The organism is Arthrobacter sp. B0490 (assembly GCF_002929355.1).
Classification (GTDB): Bacteria; Actinomycetota; Actinomycetes; order Actinomycetales; family Micrococcaceae; genus Arthrobacter_D.
The window spans coordinates 307,499-332,338 of record NZ_PJIR01000003.1 but is presented as its reverse complement, the minus strand read 5'-3'; the positions used below and the strand labels follow the sequence as shown (position 1 = coordinate 332,338).

At 72.7% G+C, this 24,840-nt stretch carries 20 protein-coding genes; 11 read left to right on the top strand and 9 right to left on the bottom strand.

Annotated elements, in window-relative coordinates; translation table 11 throughout:
* Positions 1 to 51 precede the first annotated feature (51 nt).
* Positions 52 to 1,092: a peptidoglycan bridge formation glycyltransferase FemA/FemB family protein gene (locus CXQ97_RS06990; protein ID WP_104180122.1), complete on the top strand. Its 1,041-nt coding sequence runs from the start codon at positions 52 to 54 to the stop codon at positions 1,090 to 1,092.
* Here CXQ97_RS06990 and manA read toward each other — a convergent pair.
* From manA to CXQ97_RS06970, 4 genes are read right to left on the bottom strand one after another with little or no spacing between them, the layout of a single operon-like run.
* On the bottom strand, positions 1,089 to 2,447 hold the full coding sequence (manA, locus tag CXQ97_RS06985; RefSeq protein WP_104180329.1) for a mannose-6-phosphate isomerase, class I: 1,359 nt from the start codon (positions 2,445 to 2,447) through the stop codon (positions 1,089 to 1,091). The two genes, CXQ97_RS06990 and manA, sit on opposite strands and share 4 nt — an antisense overlap.
* Before the next feature lie 50 nt (positions 2,448 to 2,497).
* The gene (locus CXQ97_RS06980) at positions 2,498 to 4,063 is read right to left on the bottom strand and encodes an LCP family protein (protein WP_104180121.1); all 1,566 of its coding nucleotides are present in this window, start codon (positions 4,061 to 4,063) and stop codon (positions 2,498 to 2,500) included.
* Positions 4,060 to 4,563, bottom strand: coding sequence for a 5-(carboxyamino)imidazole ribonucleotide mutase (gene purE, locus CXQ97_RS06975; RefSeq protein ID WP_104180328.1), 504 nt, complete (start codon positions 4,561 to 4,563; stop codon positions 4,060 to 4,062). The genes CXQ97_RS06980 and purE overlap by 4 nt, the downstream gene beginning before the upstream one ends.
* Before the next feature lie 23 nt (positions 4,564 to 4,586).
* Positions 4,587 to 5,780, bottom strand: coding sequence for a 5-(carboxyamino)imidazole ribonucleotide synthase (locus tag CXQ97_RS06970; protein ID WP_104180120.1), 1,194 nt, complete (start codon positions 5,778 to 5,780; stop codon positions 4,587 to 4,589).
* Positions 5,781 to 6,058: 278 nt separating this feature from the next.
* Between CXQ97_RS06970 and CXQ97_RS06965 the strand changes: the two genes are divergently transcribed.
* Complete coding sequence (locus CXQ97_RS06965; RefSeq protein ID WP_104180119.1) at positions 6,059 to 6,580, top strand: GtrA family protein; 522 nt, start codon at positions 6,059 to 6,061, stop codon at positions 6,578 to 6,580.
* On the opposite strand, the gene CXQ97_RS06960 is transcribed toward CXQ97_RS06965, so the two are convergent.
* Complete coding sequence (locus CXQ97_RS06960; protein WP_104180118.1) at positions 6,555 to 7,286, bottom strand: TIGR03089 family protein; 732 nt, start codon at positions 7,284 to 7,286, stop codon at positions 6,555 to 6,557. The genes CXQ97_RS06965 and CXQ97_RS06960 overlap by 26 nt on opposite strands.
* A 230-nt stretch (positions 7,287 to 7,516) precedes the next feature.
* On the opposite strand from CXQ97_RS06960, the gene CXQ97_RS06955 reads away from it, so the two are divergent.
* From CXQ97_RS06955 to CXQ97_RS06945, 3 genes are read left to right on the top strand one after another with little or no spacing between them, the layout of a single operon-like run.
* Complete coding sequence (locus CXQ97_RS06955) at positions 7,517 to 8,107, top strand: WhiB family transcriptional regulator (protein WP_104180117.1); 591 nt, start codon at positions 7,517 to 7,519, stop codon at positions 8,105 to 8,107.
* Positions 8,011 to 11,514, top strand: a complete 3,504-nt coding sequence (locus tag CXQ97_RS06950; protein ID WP_181034999.1) for a glycosyltransferase family 2 protein — start codon at positions 8,011 to 8,013, stop codon at positions 11,512 to 11,514. The genes CXQ97_RS06955 and CXQ97_RS06950 overlap by 97 nt, the downstream gene beginning before the upstream one ends.
* Positions 11,511 to 13,256 carry a DUF5719 family protein gene (locus tag CXQ97_RS06945; protein ID WP_258062387.1) on the top strand — a complete coding sequence of 582 codons (1,746 nt, stop codon included), beginning with the start codon at positions 11,511 to 11,513 and terminating at the stop codon, positions 13,254 to 13,256. Before CXQ97_RS06950 ends, CXQ97_RS06945 begins: the two co-directional genes overlap by 4 nt.
* 16 nt (positions 13,257 to 13,272) lie before the next feature.
* Here CXQ97_RS06945 and CXQ97_RS06940 read toward each other — a convergent pair whose 3' ends face one another.
* Entirely contained in the window at positions 13,273 to 13,767 is a 495-nt protein-coding gene (locus tag CXQ97_RS06940) for a metallopeptidase family protein (RefSeq protein WP_146069591.1), read from the bottom strand.
* A gap of 126 nt (positions 13,768 to 13,893) precedes the next feature.
* On the opposite strand from CXQ97_RS06940, the gene CXQ97_RS06935 reads away from it, so the two are divergent.
* The 4 genes from CXQ97_RS06935 (at position 13,894) to CXQ97_RS06920 (ending at position 17,588) form a co-directional block, all read left to right on the top strand.
* Positions 13,894 to 14,280 (top strand): DUF3499 domain-containing protein, encoded by a 387-nt coding sequence (locus tag CXQ97_RS06935; RefSeq protein ID WP_146069590.1) that lies wholly within the window; start codon positions 13,894 to 13,896, stop codon positions 14,278 to 14,280.
* 63 nt (positions 14,281 to 14,343) lie between these two features.
* Positions 14,344 to 14,574, top strand: a complete 231-nt coding sequence (locus tag CXQ97_RS06930) for a hypothetical protein (RefSeq protein WP_258062386.1) — start codon at positions 14,344 to 14,346, stop codon at positions 14,572 to 14,574.
* Between the two features lie 49 nt (positions 14,575 to 14,623).
* Entirely contained in the window at positions 14,624 to 16,120 is a 1,497-nt protein-coding gene (gene ahcY, locus CXQ97_RS06925; RefSeq protein ID WP_104180112.1) for an adenosylhomocysteinase, read from the top strand.
* A gap of 157 nt (positions 16,121 to 16,277) precedes the next feature.
* A complete protein-coding gene (locus tag CXQ97_RS06920) occupies positions 16,278 to 17,588 on the top strand; it encodes an Ig-like domain-containing protein (protein WP_258062376.1) in 1,311 nt (436 codons plus the stop codon).
* 19 nt (positions 17,589 to 17,607) lie between these two features.
* Here the strand turns inward: CXQ97_RS06920 and CXQ97_RS06915 are convergent, their stop codons facing one another.
* Entirely contained in the window at positions 17,608 to 18,408 is an 801-nt protein-coding gene (locus tag CXQ97_RS06915; RefSeq protein ID WP_104180111.1) for an RDD family protein, read from the bottom strand.
* 97 nt (positions 18,409 to 18,505) lie between these two features.
* On the opposite strand from CXQ97_RS06915, the gene CXQ97_RS06910 reads away from it, so the two are divergent.
* Both CXQ97_RS06910 and CXQ97_RS06905 read left to right on the top strand, forming a co-directional pair.
* A complete protein-coding gene (locus tag CXQ97_RS06910) occupies positions 18,506 to 19,498 on the top strand; it encodes a stage II sporulation protein M (RefSeq protein WP_104180110.1) in 993 nt (330 codons plus the stop codon).
* Positions 19,499 to 19,645: 147 nt separating this feature from the next.
* A complete protein-coding gene (locus CXQ97_RS06905) occupies positions 19,646 to 21,166 on the top strand; it encodes a TIGR01906 family membrane protein (protein ID WP_258062374.1) in 1,521 nt (506 codons plus the stop codon).
* Between the two features lie 158 nt (positions 21,167 to 21,324).
* Here CXQ97_RS06905 and CXQ97_RS06900 read toward each other — a convergent pair whose 3' ends face one another.
* Both CXQ97_RS06900 and CXQ97_RS06895 read right to left on the bottom strand, forming a co-directional pair.
* Positions 21,325 to 23,172 carry a long-chain fatty acid--CoA ligase gene (locus tag CXQ97_RS06900; RefSeq protein WP_104180109.1) on the bottom strand — a complete coding sequence of 616 codons (1,848 nt, stop codon included), beginning with the start codon at positions 23,170 to 23,172 and terminating at the stop codon, positions 21,325 to 21,327.
* Positions 23,173 to 23,206: 34 nt separating this feature from the next.
* Entirely contained in the window at positions 23,207 to 24,673 is a 1,467-nt protein-coding gene (locus CXQ97_RS06895; protein ID WP_104180324.1) for a dolichyl-phosphate-mannose--protein mannosyltransferase, read from the bottom strand.
* Between the last annotated feature and the right edge of the window lie 167 nt (positions 24,674 to 24,840).

The window sequence follows — 24,840 nt, the reverse complement described above, 5'->3', positions numbered from 1 at the left end:
TCGGCCGCCGCCCGGCACCGGGGTGGCGGCGCGTCCCTATAGGCTGGTCGGATGAGCCTTTCCGTTTCGCCCTGCCCCGACCGCACCCGATGGGACACCACCGTCAACGAGCTGGGAGGGCATCCCCAGCAGCTGTGGGGCTGGGGCGAGACGAAGGCCGCCCACGGGTGGAGCGCCGACCGCGTGCTCGTCGCCGAGGACGGCGTCGTCCTGGGTGCGGCCCAGATCGTGGTGCGGTCCCTCCCGCTGCCGCTGCGGAACCTCGCGTACATCCCCCGGGGACCGCAGACGGCGGAGGGCCGTGAGATCGAGGTCCTCGAGGCGATCGCCGGGTACGTCCGCGAGGCGCACCGCTCGGTCGCGCTCTCGATCGAACCCGACTGGGATGCCACGGGTGACGCCGCGCAGGCGCTGCCGGCCGCGGGCTGGAAGGAGAGCGCCAATACGATCCTCATCGGACGGACCCTCATCCTCGACCTGCGCCGGTCGGAGGAGGAGCTGCTCGCGGGCATGACGAAGAAGCACCGCCAGTACATCCGCAAGTCGGGCCGGGAGGACCTCGCGATCCGCCGCGTGGTGCGCAGCGAGATCGGCGCCTGCCTCGACGTCTACCGGCTGACCGCGGAGCGGGCCGGCTTCGGCATCCACGAGGACTCCTACTACCTGGACATCCTCGACAACCTCGGCGACGCCTCGCCCGTGTACGCCGCGTTCCGGGGCGACGACGTCGTCGCCTTCCTGTGGATCTCGGCGACGGACACGACCTCCTTCGAGCTCTACGGCGGCATGACCGAGGAGGGCGAGCGGCTGAGGGCCAACTATGCACTCAAGTGGTTCGCCATCCAGGAGATGAAGGCGCGCGGCGTGGCCCGCTACGACTTCAACGGCCTCCTCAACGACGGCGTGTCCCGCTTCAAGATGGGCTGGGCGCAGCACGAGGACCAGCTCGCCGGCACCTGGGACCTGCCGCTCTCGCCGTTCTACCCGGTGTTCAGCCGGGCGCTGCCCGTCGCGAAGCGCGGAATGCAGCTCGCCCGCAGGCAGGCCGCCCGGGCCGTCGGCGCGGCCCGGCGGGTGCGCGCCCGCTCCTAGAGCCCGGGCATCCCGCCGCCGACCGTCACTGCGAACGCCAGCACGGGACCGTCCGTCGCGCCGTGCCTGTCGGCCGCGGGGCGGACCACGAGGGGCGCCTCCGATGCGCCCACGAAGGCGCTGCCGCCGCGCGGGACGACGAGGGTCGAGTTCGGCGTGTCCAGCAGGATCGGCCCGCTCACGGCCAGGACCACCACGGGGCCGTTCTGCACCACGGGGACGTGCGCCGGCGTGAGGCTCTCGCCGGCGGTCAGGGCGCTGTCCGCGACGCCGCCCGTGCCCCCCGCACCCTCTCCGGGCCCCCGGGGTCCGGCTGCGGGGTCGGCGAGTTCGATCCGCTGGAGCTGGAACTCGTCGAAGGGCGGCCGGTAGAGCTCCTGGTCGAGGAACGTGGAGTGGGGGGCCAGCGCCGGGGGAGCGAGCGGCTCGAAGACCACGGTGGCGAGCAGTGCGGCGGTGTCCACGTGCTTGGGCGTGAGGCCGCCCCGCAGGACGTTGTCCGAGGACGCCATGACCTCGATCCCCAGCCCGCTCAGGTACGCGTGGATGTTCCCGGCCGACAGGTAGAGGGCCTCCCCGGGCCGCAGCGACACCCGGTTGAGGAGCAGGGCCACCAGGACGCCGGGGTCGCCCGGGTACTGGCGGGAGAGCTCGGCGACGGTGGCGAGGTCACCGGCGACGGCGGATCCCGGTGCGCCTGCGGTGCTCCGGGCACGGTCCGCGGCGGCCTCGACCTCGTCGACGACCTCCCCGGGCGCGTCGAGCAGCAGTGTGAAGGTCTCCCGCAGGGCCGTGTGGTCGCCCGAGGCGAGCCGCGCGGCGACGGTGTCGAGGAGGTCGTGCGCGGGCGAGCCGGGCGCGACGGCGGCGCCGAGCACCGTGAAGACCTCTCCGGCCTCGGGCAGGGGCCGGAATCCGCAGAGCGCCTCGAACGGGGTCAGGGCGAAGATCATCTCGGGCTTGTGGTTCCGGTCCCGGTAGTTGCGGTGCCCGGCGTCGCGGGGGACGCCCGCTGCCTCCTCCGCGTCGAAGCCCGCTGCCGCCTGCTCGAGGCTGGGATGCACCTGCAGGGACAGGGCGGAGCCGGCGGCGAGGACCTTCAGCAGGAAGGGGAGGCGGTTCCCGAAGCGTTCGGCGACCGGTCCGCCGAGGAGCCCCGCGGGATCCCGGTCGATCACCTCGTGGAGGCCCTCCCGGGTGCCGTCCGCATGTACCACCGCCGACGGCGAGTCCGGGTGGGCGCCGACCCACAGCTCCGCCTCCGGCCCGCCCGAGGGCTCCCGGCCGAGGAGGTCGGCGATGGCGCGCTCCGATCCCCAGGCGTAGGGGCGGAGGGGGTTCTCGAGGAGGTACATCGTGGCGTCCTTCGGCTGGTCGGGTGGTCGGGCGCGGGCGCGGGCGCGGGTCAGGCGGGAGAGCACTGTCCGTTGTCCGCCAGCAGGTCCCCGAGCGTCGCGTCGTCGCCGATCGTGGCGAGCTCCTGCAGGTACTCCTCGGTGATGCCGTCGTCGGTGGTCCGGGCCGGGGCCACGACGCCCGCACGCTCGAGCTGCAGGGGGGCGGCTGCCGCCGGGTCGGCGAACATCCCCTGGACGCGCTCGTGGATGAGGTCGAAGTCCGGGTAGGTGACGAAGTTGTCGGCGGGCGTGCCGAAGTCCGGCGGGCCGATCGTCAGGCGGCGGGTCTCCTGCCCCTTGGCCTTGAGGCCGAGGTCCACGAAGCTCGCCAGCTGGTCCTGGGGGATGTCCGTCTCGACGATCTGCGTGCCCGCCGCGGCAATCGACTGGAAGCGGGTCAGGACGGTGGCGGGGTCGAGCTGGGCGATCATCGCCTGCTGGACGCACTGCTGGCGGGAGATGCGGTCGTAGTCCGTGACGAACTCGCGCGATCTCGCGTACCAGAGGGCGTGATAGCCGTCGAGCGTCTGCACGCCGGGCCTGATCCAGCCGTCGGGCGGGTAGTGGCGGATGGGTTCGGTGCCGGGGATCTCCGCCGCGGTGATCGGCACCCAGCCGCCCGCGTCGATCCGGATCCCGCCCATGGCGTCCACGAGCTGCTCGAAGCCGTTCATGTCGACGAGGAGGTAGGACTGCACCTCGATGCCGAGCACACCGCTCGCGGCGTCCATCATCGCCTCGGCGCCCGGGTCCGCGCTGCCCGGGTACAGGTCGGCGTAGTTCTGCGTGACGTCGGTGTAGAGGCTGTTGATGATGCACGGGTCGCCGCAGTTGTACCCGTCGGGGTAGACCTCCCAGAGCGGGGAGTCCCCGGAGAACTGCGCGTTCTGGAAGTTGCGCGGGATGCTGAACGTCACGGTCGCGCCGGTCTCGGCGTCCACGCTGATCACCGAGATGCTGTCGGGCCGGCGGCCGGTGCGGTCCTCGCCCGCGTCGCCGCCCATGAGCAGGAAGTTGTAGCGTCCGTCCACCGGGTCGAAGGCGGGGCCCGACTGGAAGATCGAGCCCACCGTCGACCGGCCGACGCCGAGCACGTAGGCACCGTAGGCGAGCGATCCGCTGGTGAGCACCATGAGCAGCACCAGCGTCCCGGCCACGAGCGGGCGGACGCCGCGCTCGAGCAGGGGCATGCGGATGAGCCGCAGCGTGTTGACGAACAGCAGCGCCCAGGCGAGGGCGATGCCGAGGAGCGCGACGATCAGCGCCAGGGACCACCAGCGGTGGGTCACCACCCCGACCGCGAGGGTGCGGTCGGTCAGGGCGACGACGAGCCCGAGGAGGATCAGGGCCCAGCACGCGAACGTGGTCCTGAGGGCCCTGCGCCCGAGCCGCCGGTCACCCGCGACGACCTGCGCGGAACCGGGCAGCACGAGGGTCAGGGCGAGCAGCACGAACGCCCGCTTGGTGCGGACCGCGGGCGGTGCCGTCTGCGGGTAGCGGACGGGGTTGGTGAGGCCCGGGGTGCCCGGGCCGTCCGTGCCGTCCGTGCCGTGGACGCGGGTGGGGGCGATCATGTGCCCTCCGCCGTGGAGTCCGCGATGCGCGCCCGCAGGGCCGTGCCCTTCTCCTCCGCGGTCGTCCGGAGGGCGCCGGCGAACTCGACGAGCTGGGCGCGGAGCTCGGACGCCCGGCCGTCGGTCCCCGCGGCGAGGATGCGCACGGCGAGCAGGCCGGCGTTGCGGGCGCCGCCGATGGACACCGTGGCCACGGGCACGCCGGCGGGCATCTGGACGATGGAGAGCAGGGAGTCCATGCCGTCGAGGTAGCGCAGGGGGACGGGGACGCCGATGACGGGCAACGGCGTGACGGAGGCGAGCATCCCCGGCAGGTGCGCTGCGCCTCCGGCGCCGGCGATGATGACGCGGAGGCCCCGCTCGGAGGCCGTCCGCCCGTACTCGATCATGGCGTCGGGCATCCGGTGCGCGGAGACGACGTCGACCTCGAAGGGGACCGAGAACTCGGCCAGCGCGGCCGCTGCTGCCTCCATCACGGGCCAGTCCGAGTCCGAGCCCATCACGAGGCCTACCTGGGCGTTCGTCACTGCATTCCCTTCGGTCGATCCTGCTCGGCGGAGGGCAGGTCCGTGCCGTCGCGGAGGATCGCGGCGACCCTCGAGGCCCTCGCGCGCACGGTGGCGAGCGGCTCGCCGGGAACCGCCAGCGCGTTCACGTGGCCGATCTTGCGGCCCGGGCGTACGCCCTTGCCGTAGACGTGCACCTTAGCGGACGTACCTGAGGACAGGGCCGACGGGTAGGCCCCGTACAGGTCGGTGTTGGCGCCCCCGAGGACGTTCTTCATGACGGCGTGCTCGGCGATCGCGTGCGTCGCCCCCAGCGGGAGGTCGAGCACCGCGCGGAGGTGCTGCTCGAACTGGCCCGTAGCGGCACCGTCCATGGTCCAATGGCCGGAGTTGTGCGGGCGCATGGCGAGTTCGTTGATGAGGTAGCCCGCCCCGACGCCGGGTGTCTCGAACAGCTCGACGGCCATGACGCCCGTGACGCCGAGGCTCTCGGCGAGGCGCAGCGCGGCGGCGGTGACGGCGGCGGCGACCTCGCCGGGGAGGTCCGGCGCGGGTGCCAGGACCTCGTCGCACACGCTGTCCACCTGGATCGATTCCACGACCGGCCACGTGATGGCGTCCCCGGACGGGCGCCGCGCCACGAGCACGGAGAGTTCGCGGCGGAAGGGCACGAACTGCTCGACGAGCAGTTCGCCGCCGGTCAGCCACGACCCGGCAGCGGCGAGGCCGGCGGCGTCCCGCACCACGAGGACACCCTTGCCGTCGTACCCGCCGCGCGGTGTCTTCAGGACCACGGGCCACCCCGTGGCGTCCGCGAAGGACTCGACGTCGGCGAGGGTCCTCACGGCCCGCCATGCGGGGTTGGGCAGGCCCAGGTCCTCGACGGCGCGCCGCATCACCAGCTTGTCCTGGGCGTGGCGCAGGGCCGGGGGCGAGGGGTGGAGGGCGACGCCGTCGAGGGCGAGCCGGTCGAGCAGTTCACCCGGCACGTGCTCGTGGTCGAAGGTCAGCACGTCGACGCCCGCGGCGAAGGCCCGGAGCGTCTCCAGGTCGCGGTAGTCCCCGACCTGCGCCCGGGCCACGGCAGCCACCGCCGCGACGTCCGGCCCCTCCGCCAGGACGCGGAGTTCGAGTCCGAGTTCGACGGCAGGACCGGCCATCATCCGGGCGAGCTGGCCGCCGCCGATCACGCCTATCACGGGAAAAGTCACCGTTACAGCGTACCCACGGCACGGTCCGGGCCCGCCATCGGCCGGGCGCGGCGCGGCATCTTCCGGCGACTTGCCGGGAAGCTCTCAGGTTGCCAGGACCGGATTGTCGACGCGGGTGGGGGCACGACACCGTAAAATAGGGTCGAAACACGCCATGCAAAGGTCAGCCGGGGTGGCTTGCTCTGCCGGCCCCTCTCGCGGTTCGTCCTGCAGTCGCCGGGAGACATGCCCCGCGGCGGCGTCCGGACCGACCGCGGAGGTAAGCAGTGGCAGGACTCATGGACAGGATCAGGGGACTCGCGTCCCTCTTCTGGCGCGAGGTGGCGAAATTCGGCGCCGTGGGGGGCGTGGCCTTCGTCATCGACAACGGGCTGTACTGGTACCTGATCCACGGTCCCATGAGCGGCAGCGAGGTCAAGGCCCGGTTCGTCTCGGCGGGCATCGCCACGATGTTCGCCTGGGTCGCGAACCGCTACTGGACATTCCGTCACCGCCGCCAGCCGAACGCTGCCCGCGAACTCCTCATGTTCGTCTTCATCAACGTCATCGGCATGGGCATCGCCGCCGGCTGCGTGTGGGTGGCCAAGTACGGCTTCGACGTCACCGAGCCGAGCGCCCTGTTCCTCGTCGGGATCTTCGGCACGGTCCTCGCCACCCTGGTGCGGTTCGTCGCGTACCGCTTCTGGGTCTTCAATGTCGAACTCGACGAGGAGCCGGAGTTCAGCCACGACAAGGAGATCCTCCGGCCGCAGACCGGCGCGGCACGCGAGCCCGTCAGGCAGTCCCCAACCGGCCCGTGACCCGCTCGCCGGCCAGCATGCGGTCGGTGACGGGCACCCCCTCCTCGACGAGGACGAGCGCGCCGCCCCGCGTCCAGACGGCCAGCGCCGCGCCGAGGGCCCTCAGGAGCGGGACGCCCGGCTCGAGCAGGAGGGGCCCCGCCCCGCCGTCTCCGGCACCCGCGGGCAGCGCCACGGAGTCCAGCAGGTCCTGCGCCGAGAGCGTCCGGCCTCCCACGACCACGAGAGGGGCACCGGCGTCGGCGGATCGGCCCAGGTAGACGTCGCCGTGCGACCGCACCTCCCCGGCGAAGTCCACGGCTCCGCCCGGCAGTGGCCCGTCCCAGCTCATCGCCAGCGATCCGAGGGCGACGCAGACGAGCAGGCTCGACGGATCGACTGCCGGTGCGGTGCGCGAGGAGAAGACGATGTCCGCGCCGGCCGCCGGGGCCTCCCCGTCCTCGGGCAGGACCACGAGCGCACCCACCTGCCAGCAGGCGAAGGCGAGCGCGAGGGACTTCCAGTGCGGCGGCAGGTCGAAGGCGACACGGCTCGCGGCGGTTGCATCCAGCTCGTCGACGAGGAGGTTGGAGCTCTTCGCGACCCAGTTGTCGAACACGCGTCCCGACAGCTCGATCCGGCCCTCCTGGCCGTACCAGATCAGGCGCGGGGAGGCGGGGCTGAGCGACCGCATATCGGTCAGGATGCCTGCGGGTGTCTGTGGCATGATGGGCCCCTTCGGCTACGTCGGAGACTACTTGGACACGCCGACAAAGACAGGTAGTCGGACCGGCGTGGCGCTCGTGATTTGGAGATAGCGAATCTATATCATCCGCCCGGCCGCTTGACGAAAATCGACTTACACCCGTGTAATTAGGTATCGGATTGGTTCCAGCAGCTGGGCGCGAGGGTCGACCCACGCTGATGTTGGAACGGAAACACCGGAAGGGCTTATCCATGGGGCAGGCAGAACGCACTCACGCACGACCAGATATCGCAGCGCAGGCATCGGCCCGCTACGGCTCGAGGGGCGTTCCTGCCGACTGGTTCCTCGACCCCGCCGATCCCCTGGCGGGGGAGCGGTACCGCGAGGTCACGCGGTCCCCGCTCGAGGACCAGGCCACGGCCTTCCTCGCCGCCCAGGAGGCCCTCGCAGGACTGCCCGACGTGGAGCAGGGCCCGAGCAGCCTCCTCGTCCTCCCGATGGCGGACCCCGAGTCCTTCCGCATCCTCCCCGGCGCACTGCACGATGCGCGTCCCCTGACCCCCGTCGCGTCGCCGTCCTGGACCGTGCAGCCGATGGTGCCCGGGAACATCGACGACGACGGCGAACTCTCCTGGCAGGCCGACGCCCTGTGCGCGCAGACCGACCCGGAGGCGTTCTTCCCCGAGAAGGGCGGCTCGACGCGCGACGCCAAGAAGGTGTGCGGCTCCTGCATGGTGAAGTCCGAGTGCCTCGAGTACGCGCTGGAGAACGACGAGCGCTTCGGCATCTGGGGCGGGCTCTCCGAGCGCGAGCGCCGCAGACTGCGGAAGCGAGCGGTCTGATCCCGCAGCACCTCCGCGTCACCGCCGTTGTCGTAGCCCACAACGGCGCCGAGTACCTTCCGGGCACCCTGGAAGCACTGCAGCGCCAGACGCGCCGGGCCGACTTCTGCGTCGGCGTGGACACCGGGTCCACGGACACCTCGGCCTCCATCCTCCAGTTCGACCTGCCCACGGGCAGCCCCGTGGTCGGCGCGCCCGCGCGTGCCGGCTTCGGCACCGCCGTGCGGACAGCCGTCGCGGAGATCCCCGACCGGGGTGCCCCCGGGGACGCCGCCGACTGGCTCTGGCTCCTCCACGACGATTCCGCACCCGAACCGGACGCGCTCGCGGAACTCCTCCACGCCGTCGAGCGGGCGCCCTCCGTGACGGTCGCCGGCGCGAAGCAGGTGGCCTGGGACGACCGCCGCGCACTGGTGGACGTGGGCCTGTCCGTCAGCCGGTGGGCCGAGCGGCTCACGCTCATCGACGTCGACGAGCACGACCAGGGCCAGTACGACGCCCGCAGCGACGTGTTCGCCGTGAACTCCGCCGGCATGCTCGTGCGCCGCGACGTGTGGGACTCCCTCCGCGGGTTCGACCCCGCCCTCCACGGCGTCGGCGACGACGTCGACCTCTGCTGGCGCAACCGCCTCGCCGGGAACCGCGTGGTGGTGGTACCCGCGGCGGTGATGCGCCATGCTCCCGCCAGGCCGCACCCGGTCTCCGCGCCGCATGCCGCCCGCGCCGCCGAGGTCTACCTGCGGCTCAAGCATGCGGCCCCCTGGAACGTCCCCCTCCTCGCCGTCGGCGCAGTGCTCGGCGGACTCGCGCGCCTCGTCCTCGGGCTCCTCGCCAAGGATCCGGCGCACGGCACCGGGCAGCTGCTCGGCAGCCTCGGCGGTGTCTGCCGGCCGCTGCAGCTCTGGCGCTCGCGCCGCTCCACCGCCAGGACCCGGCAGCGCCCGCGCTCGATCGTCCGCCCGCTCGTCACCTCCCGTCGCGACGTCTGGTCCCACCGCAGGTCCGTCCTCGACGCCTTCACCTCCCGCGGCGCGCACCCCGGCGCCGAGCCGCTGCAGCCCACCGAGGAGTACATCCCGTCCGGCGACAGCAACGACGATTTCGCGGCCCTCGCCACACCCGCACGGCTGTGGACCGGGGCCGGAGCGGTGCTCGCCGTCGTCGTGCTCCTCGCCGCCGCCCTGACGGGCCTGCACCGGCTCGTCGGCGCCGGCGCCGTCGCCGGCGGAGCACTGCTGCCGGCGGCGGAGACCCCCGCGGCCATCTGGGCCAACGCGACGACCTGGTGGACGGGCCTCGGCACCGGATACGCCGCCCACGGCTCGCCGTTCTCCTACGTCCTCTGGCTCCTGTCCCTCGCGGGGTTCGGCTCGGCGAACACGATGATCGTGGTCACGGTGGTCTGCGCCCTGCCGCTGGCGGGCCTGTCCGCGTGGATCGCGGCCGGTGCGTTGACGCGATCGCGGGGGCTGCGCCTCTGGGCGGCCTTCTTCTGGGGCGCCGCACCGGCGCTCCAGGTCGCCCTCGGCAGCGGCCGCCTCGGCGCGCTGATCGCCCACCTGCTGCTGCCCCTGGCGCTGCTCGGGGTCGTCCGCGCGGTGGGTGCCGGCCTGCCGTCGCGGATCCTCCCGGACGGGGTCGTCCTCCCGGGCGTCGGCGGGACCAGGAGCTGGACCGCGGGAGCCTGCGCGGGACTCGTCCTCGCGATCGTCACCGCGAGCGCCCCCTCCCTCCTCACGGTCGTCGTCGTGGGACTGGCGGTCACGCTGGTCCTCGGCGGACGCCGGGCCCGCACCCTGTGGTGGGCGCTCGTGCCGGTCGTGGCGCTCCACCTCCCGTACGCCCTGTCGGCGGTGCGCTCCCCCCGGGGCATCCTCGGCGATCCGGGCGTGCCGACGCCCTTCGACCCGGCCGCCTCCTGGCAGCACCTCCTCGGCTTCCCCGTGTCCTTCGACCCGATGCTCCCGCCCGCCGCGGCCGGGTTCCTGGGCGCTGGGCCGTGGTCGCTCGTCGCCGCCGTCCTCATCGGCGGGCCCGTCGTGGTGCTCGCCGCCGTCGCCCTCTTCTCCGGGCGCGGCCGGATCGCGCGCCGGCTCTGGCTGCTCGCCGTCCTGGCGCTCGTGCTGGCCGCCGTCGCGCCCCTCCTCCCCGTCGCGCTGGGATCCGCATCGCTGCTCCCGGTCTTCCCCGGACCATTCGTGTCCGTCGTCGCCCTCTGCCTCCTCGCCGCGGCCCTGTCGGGCCTCCCCGGACTCGACGCCCCGCCCGCCGGACGCCGGCCGGCAGCACGCCGCTCCCTCCGCCTCGCGGGCGGGGTGGTCCTCGCCGTCGGGCCGGTGCTCGGCCTCGGCCTGTGGCTGGCCCCCGCGGTGAGCGGACCGCCCGCCGTGGTGGCCGAACCCGTGGTCATCCCGGGGACACCGGCCGAGGAGGCACCCGAGGCGGGACCGGACACCACCGGGTTCGGCACCGCCGTCGAGCTCGCCCCCGCCGCCGAGCGGCCGTTGCCGGCCACCGCCGCGGACCGGGGCGACGGTCCCGACCGGACACGCACGCTCGTGATCACGGTCGACGACGACGACACCGTGACGGCGTCCCTCATGCGCGGATCCGGGACCACCCTGGACGCGCTCAACCCGGTCTACGCGGCACGCACCCTGCAGGGTGGGGGCGCCCCGGCCGACGACAGCGCATCCGCACGGACCCTCCGGACGACCGTCGCGGTGATCGTCGGCGCGACCGGCGCCGATCCGCGCGGCGACCTGCGCGATCTCGGCGTCGGGTTCGTCGTCCTGCAGCAGTCCGGCACCGCCGGCGATTTCCTCGGCGGCCGCATCGATGCGGTCCCGGGCCTCACAGCGGTCGGTGACACGGACGCCGGACGCCTCTGGCGGGTGGTCCCGGCGACCCTCGACGACGGGACGGAGGACGCGGGCGACCGCACGGCGCGCGTCCGGGTCGTCGACGCCGACGGCCGGACGCAGGCGACGATCTCCTCCTCCGCGGTCCTCGCCGGGGGGACCGTCCCGCCCGGGGAGGGCGGGCGGAAGCTCGTGCTCGCCGAGGAGTCCGATCCGGGCTGGCAGGCGAGCCTCGACGGCGAGCGGCTCGATGCCACGTCCGACGGGTGGCAGCAGGCGTTCGCGCTGTCCGCGGACGGGGGCGAGGTGACGGTGTCCTACGTGAGCCCCTTCCACCCCTGGGCCGAGGCCGTGCAGGCGGTGCTCCTCACGCTCACCCTCCTCCTGGCCATCCCCCTCCCGTCGCAGGGCCGCGTCGTCAGGCCCACGGGGCGCCCGCACGGCAGCCGCCCCGGCCCGTCCCCGCGCGCGGCGACGGGTGCCGGCGACGCGGGAACGCTCGACGCCGAACCGCAGCCCGTCACCAGTGGAAGAGGTTCGATGTGATCCGGGGACGCACGCGGCGCGACGGGCACGAGGTGCCCCGGGCGGGCGGGCCGGAGGCCGCACCTGTCGCGGAGGCGGCACCGGCGGACGCCGCGATCGCCGCGCGCGCGGTGGCCCGGGACAGGGCGGCGACCGGCGGCGTGCTCCGTCGTGCCCGCAGGGGCACCGCGGTCGGCGCGGTCGCGGGTGTCGTGCTCCTCGCCGCGACCGCTGCCATCGCCTCCGGGGCCACGGACGACCTGGTCCGGCCCCCGGCGACGGACCTCGCGGTACCGGCGGCCACCGTGCCCGCCGGCGACTACACGGCCGTGTGCCCCGCCCCGCCCCGCCTCCTCGAGGCGGCCGACGAGGGTGCGGACCCCCAGTTCAGCCCTGCGTCCTCGACAGCGAGGACCACGGTCGCGGCGATGGTGCTCAGCGACCTGAGCGCCACCCTGACCGGGAGCGGGCTGCTGCCCGTCGGCGGCGGCGCACCGCTGGCGATGATCCAGGACTTCGCGCCCGCCGCCTCCCTCGCCGAGGGCCCGGCCAGCAGTGGCGCGGACGGGCTCACCAGCCGCCTCGCCGGCGTCGCCCGGGACGTCGCCGTCGACGCCCCCACGCTCTTCCGCGCACAGCCGCAGGGCGGCCTCACCCCGGTGGCCGCCGCGACCGCCACGTACACCGCCACGGACGGCGACCTCCGGGGGCTGGCCGCGACGGGCTGCCAGGTGCCCTCGAGCGACTTCTGGATCCTCGGAGCCTCCACGACCGTGGGCCAGGCATCGATCCTCACGCTGACCAACCCCAGCGGGACGCCCGCCACCGTGGACCTCGAGCTGTACGGCCAGGACGGCCCGATCGAGGCCACAGGGGCCCGGGGCCAGCTCGTCGCTCCCGGCGAGACCCGCCGCATCGTCCTCGGCGGCCTCGCCGGCGTCCAGGAGCAGGTGGCGGTGCGTGTCCGCAGCGACGGCGGTCGCATCACGGGCATCGTCCAGCAGAGCGTGCTGCGGGGCCTCACCCCGGGAGGCCTCGAGCTGCTGTCACCGACCGCCGCGGCGGGCGTCACGCAGGTGGTACCCGGCGTCGTCGTGCAGGACGCCGGAACGGCGCGGCGCATCCGCGAGCAGGAGGGCCACGGCACAGCGGCCCCCGAACTCCAGGTGCTCGTCCCCGGAACGAGCGACGCCGTCCTGGACATCGAGGTCTACGGACCCGACGGCGTGGTGGAGCTGCCCGGCGGGGGAGTCGGCACGGCCGCGGCCGGGTCGGTGACGACCGTCGCCCTCACCGACCTGCCGGAGGGCACCTACACGATCGCCGTCACCTCCGACGTCTCGGTGGTGGCATCGGCGCGCATCACCCGCGGCATCGACGGCGGCAAGCCCGTCGACTTCGCCGGAGCGCCCTCCGCCGCGCGCCTGGGCGCCGACCACGCCATGGCCCTGGCCGAGGGCGTGGACACGGCCCTCGTGCTCGGAGCGCCGAGCGGCAGGGGCGAGGTCACCCTGACCCCCGTCGCGGCCGACGGCACGCTGGGCGACCCCGTGGTGATCGGCCTCGCGGGCGGCACGTCCGTCACGGTCCCGGCGTCCTCGCTCGGCCGCGCGCCGGCCGGGGTCGTCATCGACGCGACCGGGGACCCGGTGTACGGCGCGCAGGTCATGACCCTGCCCGGGGCGCGTGCCGGACTGTCGGTGGCCGCGGTACCGGCGGGCGCGACCGGCCCGCAGAGCATCCCCGTGGAGCTCGGGTACTAGCTGCCCGGAACTCCGGTCAGGCCTGGGAACGGCCGTAGGCGGGATCCACGACCTCCGGTGCGAGGCCCATCAGTTCGGCGGTCTGCTCCACGACGACGTCGTGCACGAGTTCGTTGACCGGCAGCAGGGCCTTCGCGGCCATGAGGACGGGGTGGCGGTAGATGGTGATGACGGCCGGCCTTCCGGGCGCGGCGGGGGAGCAGGAGCCGAGGAGGCCGCGGAGCGTGTCGGACGTCATCTCCTCAAGGCCGTCGGGGATCTCCTGCACCACGATCTGCAGGTCTTGGATCCGCTCGCCCCAGAGGCGCTCGAGCCGCTGCGCGGACTCCATCACCCAGTCGTCGAACTGCTCGGAGCGGGACCGGGACGCCGGGAGGTGCTGCGGGAAGAGCTCACCGCGCATGCCACGCCCACGACGATTGCGCCGACGTTCGTAGAACGACCGTGCCTGACGTCCTTCGGTGGACGTGGGATCGGTCAGGCTGACCGAAAAAGAGGAGGCATCCTGCATGTAAAGACTCTAAGCCTTGAGCCCTGCTGCCGCACTCCCGAATGGGACGACGGTGGAGGACGTCGAGGAGACCCCGGTGCGCGTCCTGCCCGGCAGGCGGACCAAAGCCCGGTAGGCTTGCCGATCGTGGGATCACTCCGTCAATGCTCCAGATCCGCCTGCCAGCGGCGGGCGATGTCCACCCTCACCTATGTCTACGCGGATTCGACGGCGGTCCTCGGCCCCCTCGCCACGTACGCGGAGCCCCACACCTACGACCTGTGCGCCGTGCACGCCGGGCGCCTGACCGTCCCCCGGGGCTGGGAAGTGGTGCGCCTGACGCTCCCCGACGCCCCGCCGGAGCACAATTCGGACGACCTCCTGGCGCTCGCGGACGCGGTGCGGGAAGCGGCGGCGGAACCGGCCGTCGAGCAGGCTCCCGCGGGCAAGCGCGGCAGCAAGGCACCCATGGAGCCGCCGGCCGGCGTCACGGGGCCCCGGCGCGGCCACCTGCGGATCCTGCCCGAACCCTGATCCGCCCGCCGTCGCCCGGGTACACGGGCGCCGACGGGTCACCGCTCCCGCGCTAGACTTGGGGTGCGCGATTTCCCGTCCCTCCCGAGCGAAAGCTACCTCATGGCGAACCTCCCAGCACGGCTGCTCGATGTCCTCCGCTGCCCCGTCACCGGGTCGAAGCTCGTGCAGGAGGGCCCGGTCCTCCGGTCGACAGCGCCGGGGCCGGACGGCGGGACGCTCACCTACGGACTCGACGAGGGCATCCCCGTGCTGCTCCGCGCCGAACTACTCGAGGGCGCGGCCACCTCCTAGGGCAGGCGCCCGCAGACCTCCCCCACGACCCACAGGCAGGAACAGCACCATGTTCGACTACAAAGTCGCCGACCTCTCCCTCGCCGAGGCGGGGCGCCACCAGATCCGCCTCGCCGAGCACGAGATGCCCGGGCTCATGGCCCTGCGCCGCGAGTACGCCGAGGCGCAGCCCCTCGCGGGCGCCCGGATCGCCGGGTCTCTCCACATGACGGTGCAGACGGCCGTCCTCATCGAGACGCTCACCGCCCTCGGCGCCGAGGTCCGCTGGGCGTCCTGCAACATCTTCTCCACCCAGGACGAAGCCGCCGCCGCCGTCGTCGTCGGGAACGGCACCGTCGAGGAGCCCGCGGGCGTCCCCGTCTTCGCGTGGAAGAACGAATCGCTCGAGGACTACTGGTGGACCGCCACGCAGATCCTCACCTGGCCGGGACAGGCCGAGGGCCTCGGCCCCAACATGATCCTCGACGACGGCGGCGACGCCACGATGCTCGTGCACAAGGGCGCCGAGTTCGAGGCGCTCGGCGCGGTCCCGGCGAACCCGCAGGAGGGCGACGCCGACTACTCGCACGAGTACACGGTCTTCCTCGACACCCTGCGCTCCACGCTCGGGTCGGAGCCGCAGAAGTGGTCGACGATCGCCGCCGGCATCAAGGGCGTCACCGAGGAGACGACGACGGGCGTGCACCGCCTCTACCAGCTCGCCGCGCAGGGCAATCTGCTGTTCCCGGCGATCAACGTCAACGACTCCGTCACGAAGTCGAAGTTCGACAACAAGTACGGCATCCGCCACTCCCTGCCCGACGGCCTGAACCGGGCCACGGACGTCCTGATCGGCGGCAAGGTCGCCGTCGTCTGCGGCTACGGCGACGTCGGCAAGGGTGCGGCGGAAGCCCTGCGCGGCCAGGGCGCCCGCGTCATCGTCACGGAGATCGACCCCATCTGCGCCCTCCAGGCGGCCATGGACGGCTACCAGGTGGCGAAGCTCGAGACGGTGCTCGCGCAGGGTGACATCTTCATCACCACCACCGGCAACAAGGACGTCATCATGGCCCGCCACATGGCGGGCATGAAGCACCAGGCCATCGTCGGCAACATCGGCCACTTCGACAACGAGATCGACATCGCCGGGCTCGGCCGCATCCCCGGGGTCGGGAAGATCGAGATCAAGCCGCAGGTCCACGAGTGGGTTATCCCCGCCGACGAGGCCGCGGGCGTGGCGGAGCACTCGATCATCATGCTCTCCGAGGGCCGCCTGCTGAACCTGGGCAACGCCACCGGCCACCCCTCGTTCGTCATGAGCAACTCGTTCGCGAACCAGACCATCGCGCAGATCGAGCTCTACACGAAGTTCGAGCAGGAGGACGCCGAGGGCGACCGCGAGTACGAGAACGAGGTCTACGTGCTGCCGAAGATGCTCGACGAGAAGGTCGCGCGCCTGCACCTCGACGCCCTCGGCGTGGAACTCACGGAACTCACCAAGGGTCAGGCCGAGTACCTCGACATCGACGTCGCCGGGCCGTACAAGTCCGAGCAGTACCGCTACTAGGGCCGCCCCCGGACCCTCTGTGCACCGCCGCCGACCGGCGGCGCCGGCTGCTGACGATCGCTGCCGAATCGTTGCCGACGACCCGCCGCTTCCTGCGGCGGGTGGTCGGCGCCGTCGCGTAGCATCGCACCGGGAAGCGACATCGAAGGGCAGATGCATGCGCATGAAGCAGGAATCGGGCAGGGACGCGGCACGCCGGAAGGGCTGGAAGATCGCGGCCATCGGGGCCGCCGCGGTCGTCGTGGTCGGCGGAGGTGTGGGGATCGCGACCGCGTCGCCGTGGAACGATCCGGCGTCGCCCTCGGCCTCGCCGGCACCCTCGTCCGCGTCGTCGTCGCCCGCCGCCGCCCAGGACCCGCAGGCCGACCCCGCCCCGGCCGCGGCGGACGGGGATCCGCAGGCTCCCGCCGGCGAGTACACCGTGGGCCTGACGCCCACGGACGAGGCGTACGCCGTCAACCCCGCCACCGTCGCCGCCATCACGGTCGCGGGGGCGACCCTCGACGCCGTCGAGCTGGCTCCGCGCGCGGGCGGGACTCCCGTGGCGGGCACCCTCTCTGCCGACGGCACGAGCTGGACGGCGACGGAACGGCTCGCCTTCGACACCGCCTACACCTTCTCCTACACCGTGCTCGACTCGGCGGGCCAGCCGCAGCGGGAGACGTCGAGCTTCACGACCGTCGAACCGGCGAACGAGGCCGACGCCTCGATGTTCCCGCGCGACGGCAGCACGGTGGGCACGGGACAGCCGCTGGAGTTCAGCTTCAGCGAGCCCGTCACGAACCGGGATGCCGTGGAGAAGGCCATCACGGTCACCAGCACCAGCGGCCAGCCCGGCGCCTTCTACTGGCTCACCGACACCAAGGTCCGCTACCGCCCCCAGACCTTCTGGGCGCCGAACAGCACGATCACCGTGGAATCGAAACTCTTCGGCGTCGATTTCGGCAACGGCATGATCGGCAACGCGGACACGACGATGACCGTGAAGACGCACAACGCGCGCCTCGCCGTCGTCGACAACACCACGAAGACCATGAAGGTCTACCTCGACGGCAAGCTCGACAGGACCTTCCCCATCACCCTCGGCACCGAGGAATGGCCCTCCACCGAGGGGTACATGGTCGTGATGGAGCACTACGAGTCCACGCAGTTCACGGCGGAGTCGATCGGGCTGAAGCCCGGCGATCCCGCCTACTACCCGCCCACGGTCGTGAACCACGCCAGCCGGCTGAGCAACGGCGGCGCGTTCGTCCACGAGGCGCTCCCGGCAGCGCAGGTGGCCCTGGGCAACATCAACGTCTCGCACGGCTGCATCGGCATGTCTCCCGAGGGTGCCAAGTACTTCTACGACACCTTCGGTCCCGGTGACGTCGTGCAGATCCTCAATACCGGCTACGGCCCCATGTACGTCTGGGACGGGTTCGGCGACTGGAACGTGCCCTGGGACGAGTGGGTCGGCCAGCCGTAGAGGCGGGTCCCGGGCTCTGCTAGCCGAACGGCAGCGTGTGGAGCCTTTTCGCCGTCGCCTCGGTGCGCTCGCGCTGCCGGGCCATCGCCGCGTAGTCACGGTCGCGGCGCGAGGCGATCACGGCATGGAGGAACTCCTCGGGACGGGTGCCCGCGGGCGGCGGCGGTGAGACATGATGGCTCGCCTCACCGGCCAGGTCCACGGACAGGGCATACCGCGCCTGCGCGGTCAGCTTCGGCGCCTGGGCGAGGAACTGCGACATCCTGCGGGCGAGGGCGTCGGGCAGGCGGCCGATGTCCGCGGTCGCGGCCCACTGCTGAAGCCCCGGCGGCATGACGGCGAGCGCGCGCGGCCTCGCCACGACGCGCTCCCGCATCGCGTAGGTGCCCGCGAGCAGGTCGCCGAGACGCTTGGACCGCTCGTTGAACAGGGACACGAGGAACGCCAGCGACCCGCCGAGCAGGTAGATCTCGAAGACGGCGAGCATCCCGCGGATGAAGGCGTGGCGGAAGCGGATGGCGCCGCCGTCGTCGCGCACGATCCGCAGCCCCATCACGAGGCGGCCGAGGGACTTGCCGCGGGTGAGGGTCTCTACCGTCACCGGCACGACGACGAGGAGGAGGACGACGACGGCGATCAGGAGCGCCGACGTGAGCGCCGGGTCGAGGACGCCGCCGAAGACGTTCCCGATGAGCAGCATCAGGAGCACGGCGACGAGGAGCTGCGCCGCGACGTCGATGAGGATGCTGACGCCGCGGGCCGCGAAGCCGGCAGGCCTGAGTTCGAGGACGACTGCCTCGCCGGTGACGACCGGACTCATGTGTTCCCCCTGGGTCGGCTGGATGCGATGGGGTCAGCCTATCGCCGGCGTGCGCCCACAGCGGGTGGTCGGCGGACGGGACTATAGGGTGGGGCGCATGGACGTGGACGCTTTCATCGCCGTGCACCGCAGCGACTGGCAACGCCTGGACGACCTCGTGCGCCGGCGCAGGCTGGACGGCGCGGAGGCGGACGAGCTGCTCGTCCTGTACCAGCGCGTGTCGACGCACCTGTCCATCATCCGTTCGGTCGATCCCGAGAGTGCCCTGTCCGGAGCGCTGTCCACCCGCCTGTCCCGTGCCCGCACCCGCTTCACCGGGGCGAGGTCCCATTTCATGGAGGACGTGGCGCAGTTCTTCGTGTTCTCGCTGCCCGCCGCCTTCTACCGCGTCCGGTGGCTCACGGTGGTGATCGGCGCGGTCTTCCTCGGGGTGGCCGCGCTCTACGGATTCTGGGTGGCGGCGACGCCGGGCGTCATCGGTGCGCTGGGGACGGACGAGGCGCTCCGCCGGTACGTGGAGGAGGACTTCATCGACTACTACTCCGAGAACCCTGCCGCGTCCTTCGCGGGGCTGGTGTGGACGAACAACGCATGGATCGCCCTGCAGGCCGTCGCCTTCGGGGTCACCGGCATCTGGCCGGCGGTCATCCTGTACCAGAACGCGCAGGGCGTCGGGATGGCCGCCGGCACGATGGCGGCCTACGACCGGCTCGATGTCTTCTTCCTCTACATCCTGCCGCACGGCTTCATGGAGCTGACGGCGATCTTCATCGCGACCGCCGCCGGGCTGCGGATCTTCTGGGCGTGGGTGGCGCCGGGCCGCAGGCTGCGCTCGGTCGCCCTCGCGGAGGAGGGGCGGTCCCTCATCACCGTGGCCCTCGGCCTGGTGCTGGTGCTGCTCGTCTCCGGCCTCGTCGAGGGCTTCGTCACGCCGAGCGGACTGCCGCCGTGGCTCCGCCTGACCATCGGCCTCCTGGTCCTCGCGGGCTACTGGGCGTACACGCTCGTCCTCGGGCGCCGGGCCGTCACGGCCGGGCACCGCGGGGACCTCGGCGTCGTCGACCGCGGCGACGCCGTCATCACCGCCTGACCCCGGGCCGGTGCGCGGGGAGCCTCCCGTCGGGGTGCCCGAATGCCCGGTAGTGTCGAAAAGACGCCGGAGGCAGTGACGGCGGGCACCGATCGAGGAGACAACGCAGTGGCAGAGATGGACAGCACCGGTTCGACCGCTTCAGGCATGCGCCGCGCAGACGATTCGTCGATTCCCGCCGAGGACGGTGCGGCCGGCCGGGACGACCAGCCCGCATCGGGCGTGGCCCAGCGCCACGACCTGCCGCGGCGGAAGGCCGGCACGATGCCCGACCTGTCCGGCGTCACGGGGGAGGACCCGGCCGATGACACTCTCCCCGACTCCGCGAGCGACTCCGCACACGACCGGGCCGACGCCTCTTCTACGCCCGAGTCCGCGAGCGGCTCTGCACCCGACTCTTTGGGTGACTCTGCGCCCGACTCCGTGGGTGACCGGCATCCCGACGACTCCGATGCCCGTCCGTCAGCTGATACCTCGTCCGGTGGAACCGTTGCAGGTGACGCCTCCTCCGGCGACGGCGGCGGGACCGCGACCCGGATGATGCCCGCCGTGCCGGGCGCGTCGGCTGCCGGGGCCACCGCCGCTGGTGCTGCACCGGCGACGGCGACGCCCCGCACGGGGGCCACGACCCCTTCCGCCGCCCCCTCGGCGGACGGCGTCGGGACGGCGGCGTCCGACGAGGGACCGCAGGGCACCGACACTTCCGACCACTCTCCGGCCCGGGCCGACGCCGACGCGGACGCTCGTCCGGCGCCGGATCACCGACCCGCCGCGGCTGCTGGGGCGGCTGCTGGAGCGGCCGCAGTGGCAGCGCCGAGCAGCAGCGGCCGTGGGTCGTCGGGTTCCCGCGAACCGTCCACCGACACGGCGTCGCTCTCGGCGAGTCCCCCCGACAAGGACGCCGCGCGCCGGGCCGCCGTCCGCGACCAGGCCGTGGCCGCGAAGCCCGTCCTCCCGCGCTTCCTCCAGGTCGTCGTCGCTCTCTTCTTCCCCGTCGTCGTGGTGGCGGCAGCCGTCCGCGCCGTCGCGACGTCGTCGTTCCTCTGGCTCGAGTACCACCGGCCCGGCTTCCCCGACGACCAGTACGGCTTCTCGCTGGACGACCGCATGACCTACGGGTCCTATGCCCTCGACTACGTGCTCAACTTCGCGCCCGCCCGGTACCTGGGCGGGCTGGTGACGCCGGAGGGCGAGCCGCTGTTCCTCGAGTCCGAGGTGGGTCACATGGCGGACGTGAAGGGCGTGCTCGGCCTGTCCTTCTTCGTCGCGCTGGTGCTCTTCGTGCTGTCCGTGGTGGCCTGCGTCTATCTCGCACGGCGGTACAAGGGCGGTATCCGGCGCGCGCTGTTCGCGGGGGCCGTCCTGACGCTCGTGGGGATCGCCGCCCTGACGGTGCTCGCGGTGCTGGCCTGGGAGACCTTCTTCACGCAGGTCCATGCCCTGTTCTTCGCCGACGGGAGCTGGACCTTCCGGGTCGACGACACCCTGATCCGGCTGTTCCCCGAGCAGTTCTGGACCGACTCTGCGATCACGGTCGCAGTGCTCGTCCTCGGGGCGACCCTGCTCACGCTGATCCTCACGTGGCCCACGAAGGCGCGGCGTGAGCGGTCGATGCTGGCGCAGGACGCCGCCCAGGCGAGGAATCGGGAGGCGCTGGAAGCCTCGTAGCACCCCCTCGGAGCCTGGCCGCCGCGCCGGGCGGCCAGACCCGGTGGCAATGTGCCACGGGTCTGGGCGGCCGAGCCGGGTGCGCGGAAGGAGCCGGGGGAGATGCTCCGGGTCTGGGCGGCCGCGCCGGGTGCGGGGAGAGGTAAGGGGTACCGCGCCTAGCGCCTCGCCGCTCCGTACAGTTCCGCCAGCGCGTCCCCGTGATCGGCGACGACGGCGGCCCGCTTCAGCTTCAGGGTCGGCGTCAGGTGCCCCGACTCCACCGTGAACTCGACGTCGAGGACCGTGAAGCGCCGGATCTCCTCCGCCTGGGAGACGGTCGCGTTCGCGGCGTCGACGGCGGTCTGCAGCTCGGCGAGGACGTCGTCGTCACGGGCGGCGTCGTCGGCGGTCAGGCCCGGTTTCCCGTGCGCCGCGGCCCAGGGCCCGAGAGCCTCGCGGTCCAGGCTGATGAGCGCGCCGATGAAGGGACGGCCCTCGCCGACCACCACGGCCTGCCCGACCAGCGGGTGCTCCCGGAGCTTCTCCTCGAGGGGCCCGGGCGCCACGTTCTTGCCGCCGGCGGTCACGAGGAGGTCCTTCTTGCGGCCCGTGATGGTCAGGAAGCCGTCCTCGTCGAGCGAGCCGAGATCACCGGTGCGGAAGTACCCGTCCCCGGTGAAGGCCGCGGCGGTCGCCTCGTCGTTGCGGTAGTACCCGGCGAAGACGGCCGCGCCCTTCACCTGGACCTCGCCGTCGTCGTCGAGTCGAACGCTCGTGCCGGGCATCGGGATACCCACGGACCCCACGCGCGTCAGCGGCACGGTGTTCACGGTGCACGGCGCTGTGCTCTCGGTCAGGCCGTACCCCTCCTGGACCAGGATGCCCGCGCCGCGGAAGAAATGGACGAGATGCTCGCTGAGCGGGCTGGCGCCGGACACGGTGTAGGTGACCTCACCGCCGAAGACGCCGCGCAGCCGGGGGTAGACGCTGCGGTCGAAGAGGGCATGCGCCGCACGCAGCACGGGTGAGGGTCCGCGCCCTCCCCGTCCGCGGGCGTCGACGGCACGCGAGTAGGCGACGGCGGTCCGCTCGGCAGCCGCGAACAGGCGTCCCTTGCCGGCGTCGGCGGCCCGACGGCCGGCCGTCGCGTGGATCTTCTCGAAGATGCGGGGGACGGCGAGGAGGAACGTCGGCCGGAACGTCGTCAGGTCCTGCAGCAGCTGCGCCGCCGACCCGGAGTGCGCGAGCTTGATGCCGCCGGTGAAGCACACCACCTGCACGGCGCGGGCCAGGACGTGCGCGAGGGGGAGGAACATGAGCGTGCGGGCGTCCTCCTGCTTCAGGAACTCGGGCAGGAACTCCAGGGTGTTGACCGCGAACAGCGCGAAGTTGCCGTGCGTGATCACGCAGCCCTTCGGCCGGCCCGTGGTGCCCGAGGTGTAGACGATGGAGGCCGCGTCCGCCAGGCCGCGCGAGCTCCGTGCGGCCTCGAGCGCCGCATCGGACACCCCCACCCCGGCCTCGACGAGGGCGGCGAGCGTCAGGGCGGCCGCCCCGGCGGGTGCGCTGCCGGACAGGTGGACCACGGTGGTGGTGTCCGTGCGGCTCGACCTCCCGGCGGCGTCGAGGACGATCTCCGCCTTCCCCTGGTCCTCCACGAAGACGACGGCCGGCCGGGCGTCCTCGAGGATCCACGCCACCTGGTGGGCGGACGAGGTCTCGTAGACGGGAACGGTGACCGCCCCGGCGAACCAGATCGCGACGTCGGCGAGCGTCCACTCGTAGCGGGTCTTCGACATCACGGCGACGGCGTCGCCGGGCCGCACGCCGAGCGCCATCAGGCCCTTGGCCACGGAGCCCACCTGCCGGAGGAACTCCGCCGCCGAGACGTCCCGCCACTGCCCCGCGGACTGCAGCGCGTACAGCGCACGTCCGGGATCGGCGTCGTGGGTGCGCAGGAGGAGGTCCGTGGTGTTGCTGGTCGTCGGGAGGTCGACCAGGAGTTCCGTGATGGCTTCGCGCACGAGTGCTCGCTTTCGTTGCAGAGGGGCCTCGGCCCTAGATCCAGCTCCGCAGCCACATGCGCATGCGCCACTGGTCGTACGGGATGACCTCGGCCGTCCAGATCGGCAGGAAGTAGGCGGACAGCGCGACGGCGACGGCGAGGAAGAGCCCCACGAGCACGATACCGCTTCGGCGGCGGGGCCCCTCCGCTCCCGGTCCGCCCAGCACGAGGCCGAGGCAGTACACCAGGGCGAGCACGAGGAACGGCTCGAAGGACACCGCGTAGAAGTAGAAGGTGGTGCGCTCCGGGTACAGGAACCACGGCAGGTAGCCCGCCGCGACCCCGGTGAGGATCGCCGCGGCGCGCCAGTCGCGGCGGCCGAGCCAGAAGAACAGCAGCACGAGCAGGGAGAGCGCCGCGCTCCACCAGATGAGCGGGTTCCCGAGCACCGTCACGGCCTGCGAGCAGGCGTCGGCCCCGCAGCCGGTCGGCTTCTCGTAGAAGAACGACGTCGGCCGTCCCATGAGGAGCCACGTCCAGGCGCTCGCCTCGTACGGGTGGTCCGTCCCGAGGCCCTGGTGGAAGGAGAACGCGCTCCGGTGGTACTCGGCGAGCGAGCGCAGGCCGTCCGGCACCCAGCCCCACTGCTCCGACGGGTTGCGCTCCGACCAGGTGCGGTCGTAGGCGTCCTCCGAGAGGAACCAGCCCGTCCAGGTGCCCAGGTAGGTCAGCAGCGCCACCGGGACCATGCAGGCGAACGCGAGCGGTCCGTCCTTGAGGACGCCCGCGCGGACCCAGTGGTGGACGCCGGCGATCCGCCGGGCGCTGAGGTCCCACGCGACGGTCAGGAGGCCGAAGGCTGCGATGAAGGGGAGGGCCGACCACTTGGTCCCGAGGGCGAGGCCGAGGCAGATGCCCGCCACGAGCCGCCAGGCCCGGAACCCGAGGAAGGGCCCGTAGGCGAGGTGTGCCGGCGAGGGGAGGCCGTCGTCGCCGACGCGGGAGGAGAGGCGCCGCGCCAGCCGCCGCCTGCCGTCGTCGCGGTCGAGGAGCAGTGCCGCGAACGCGGCGAGGAGCCAGAAGCTGAGGAAGATGTCCAGCAGCGACGTCCGCGACTCCACGAGGTGGTGTCCGTCGATGGCGAGCAGGAGGCCCGCGGCGGCGCCCAGCAGTGCGGAGCCGAACATGCGCTGGGCGACGAGCGCGAGGAGGAGGACCGAGAGCGTGCCGATCGCCGCGGCCGAGAACCGCCAGCCGAAGGCGTTGTCGGAACCGAACACGAGCATCCCGAAGGCGATCATCCATTTGCCGACGGGCGGGTGCACCACGTAGTTGGGTGCGTCCAGGAGGACGCCTGGGTCGCCCGCGTTGAACGAGTCGTTCGCGTTCTCGGGCCATTCGCGCTCGTAGCCCGACTGCAGCAGGGAGTAGGCGTCCTTCACGTAGTACGTCTCGTCGAACACGAGGGACCCGGGCTCGCCGAGCCGGACGAAGCGCAGGATCCCGCCGAGCACCGCCATGGCGAGCGGGAGGATCCAGCGGAGCGGCCCACCCGGGGCGGTGGCGCCGAGGAGCCGCTCGGTGAGGCCGGCGCGCGTGTAGGCGTGGAGGGGAGCCACGATCCAGGCTCCGCCCGGCTGGGGACTGTCCCGTCGGGGCTGGACGGCGGTGTGGCTCACCCTGTCAT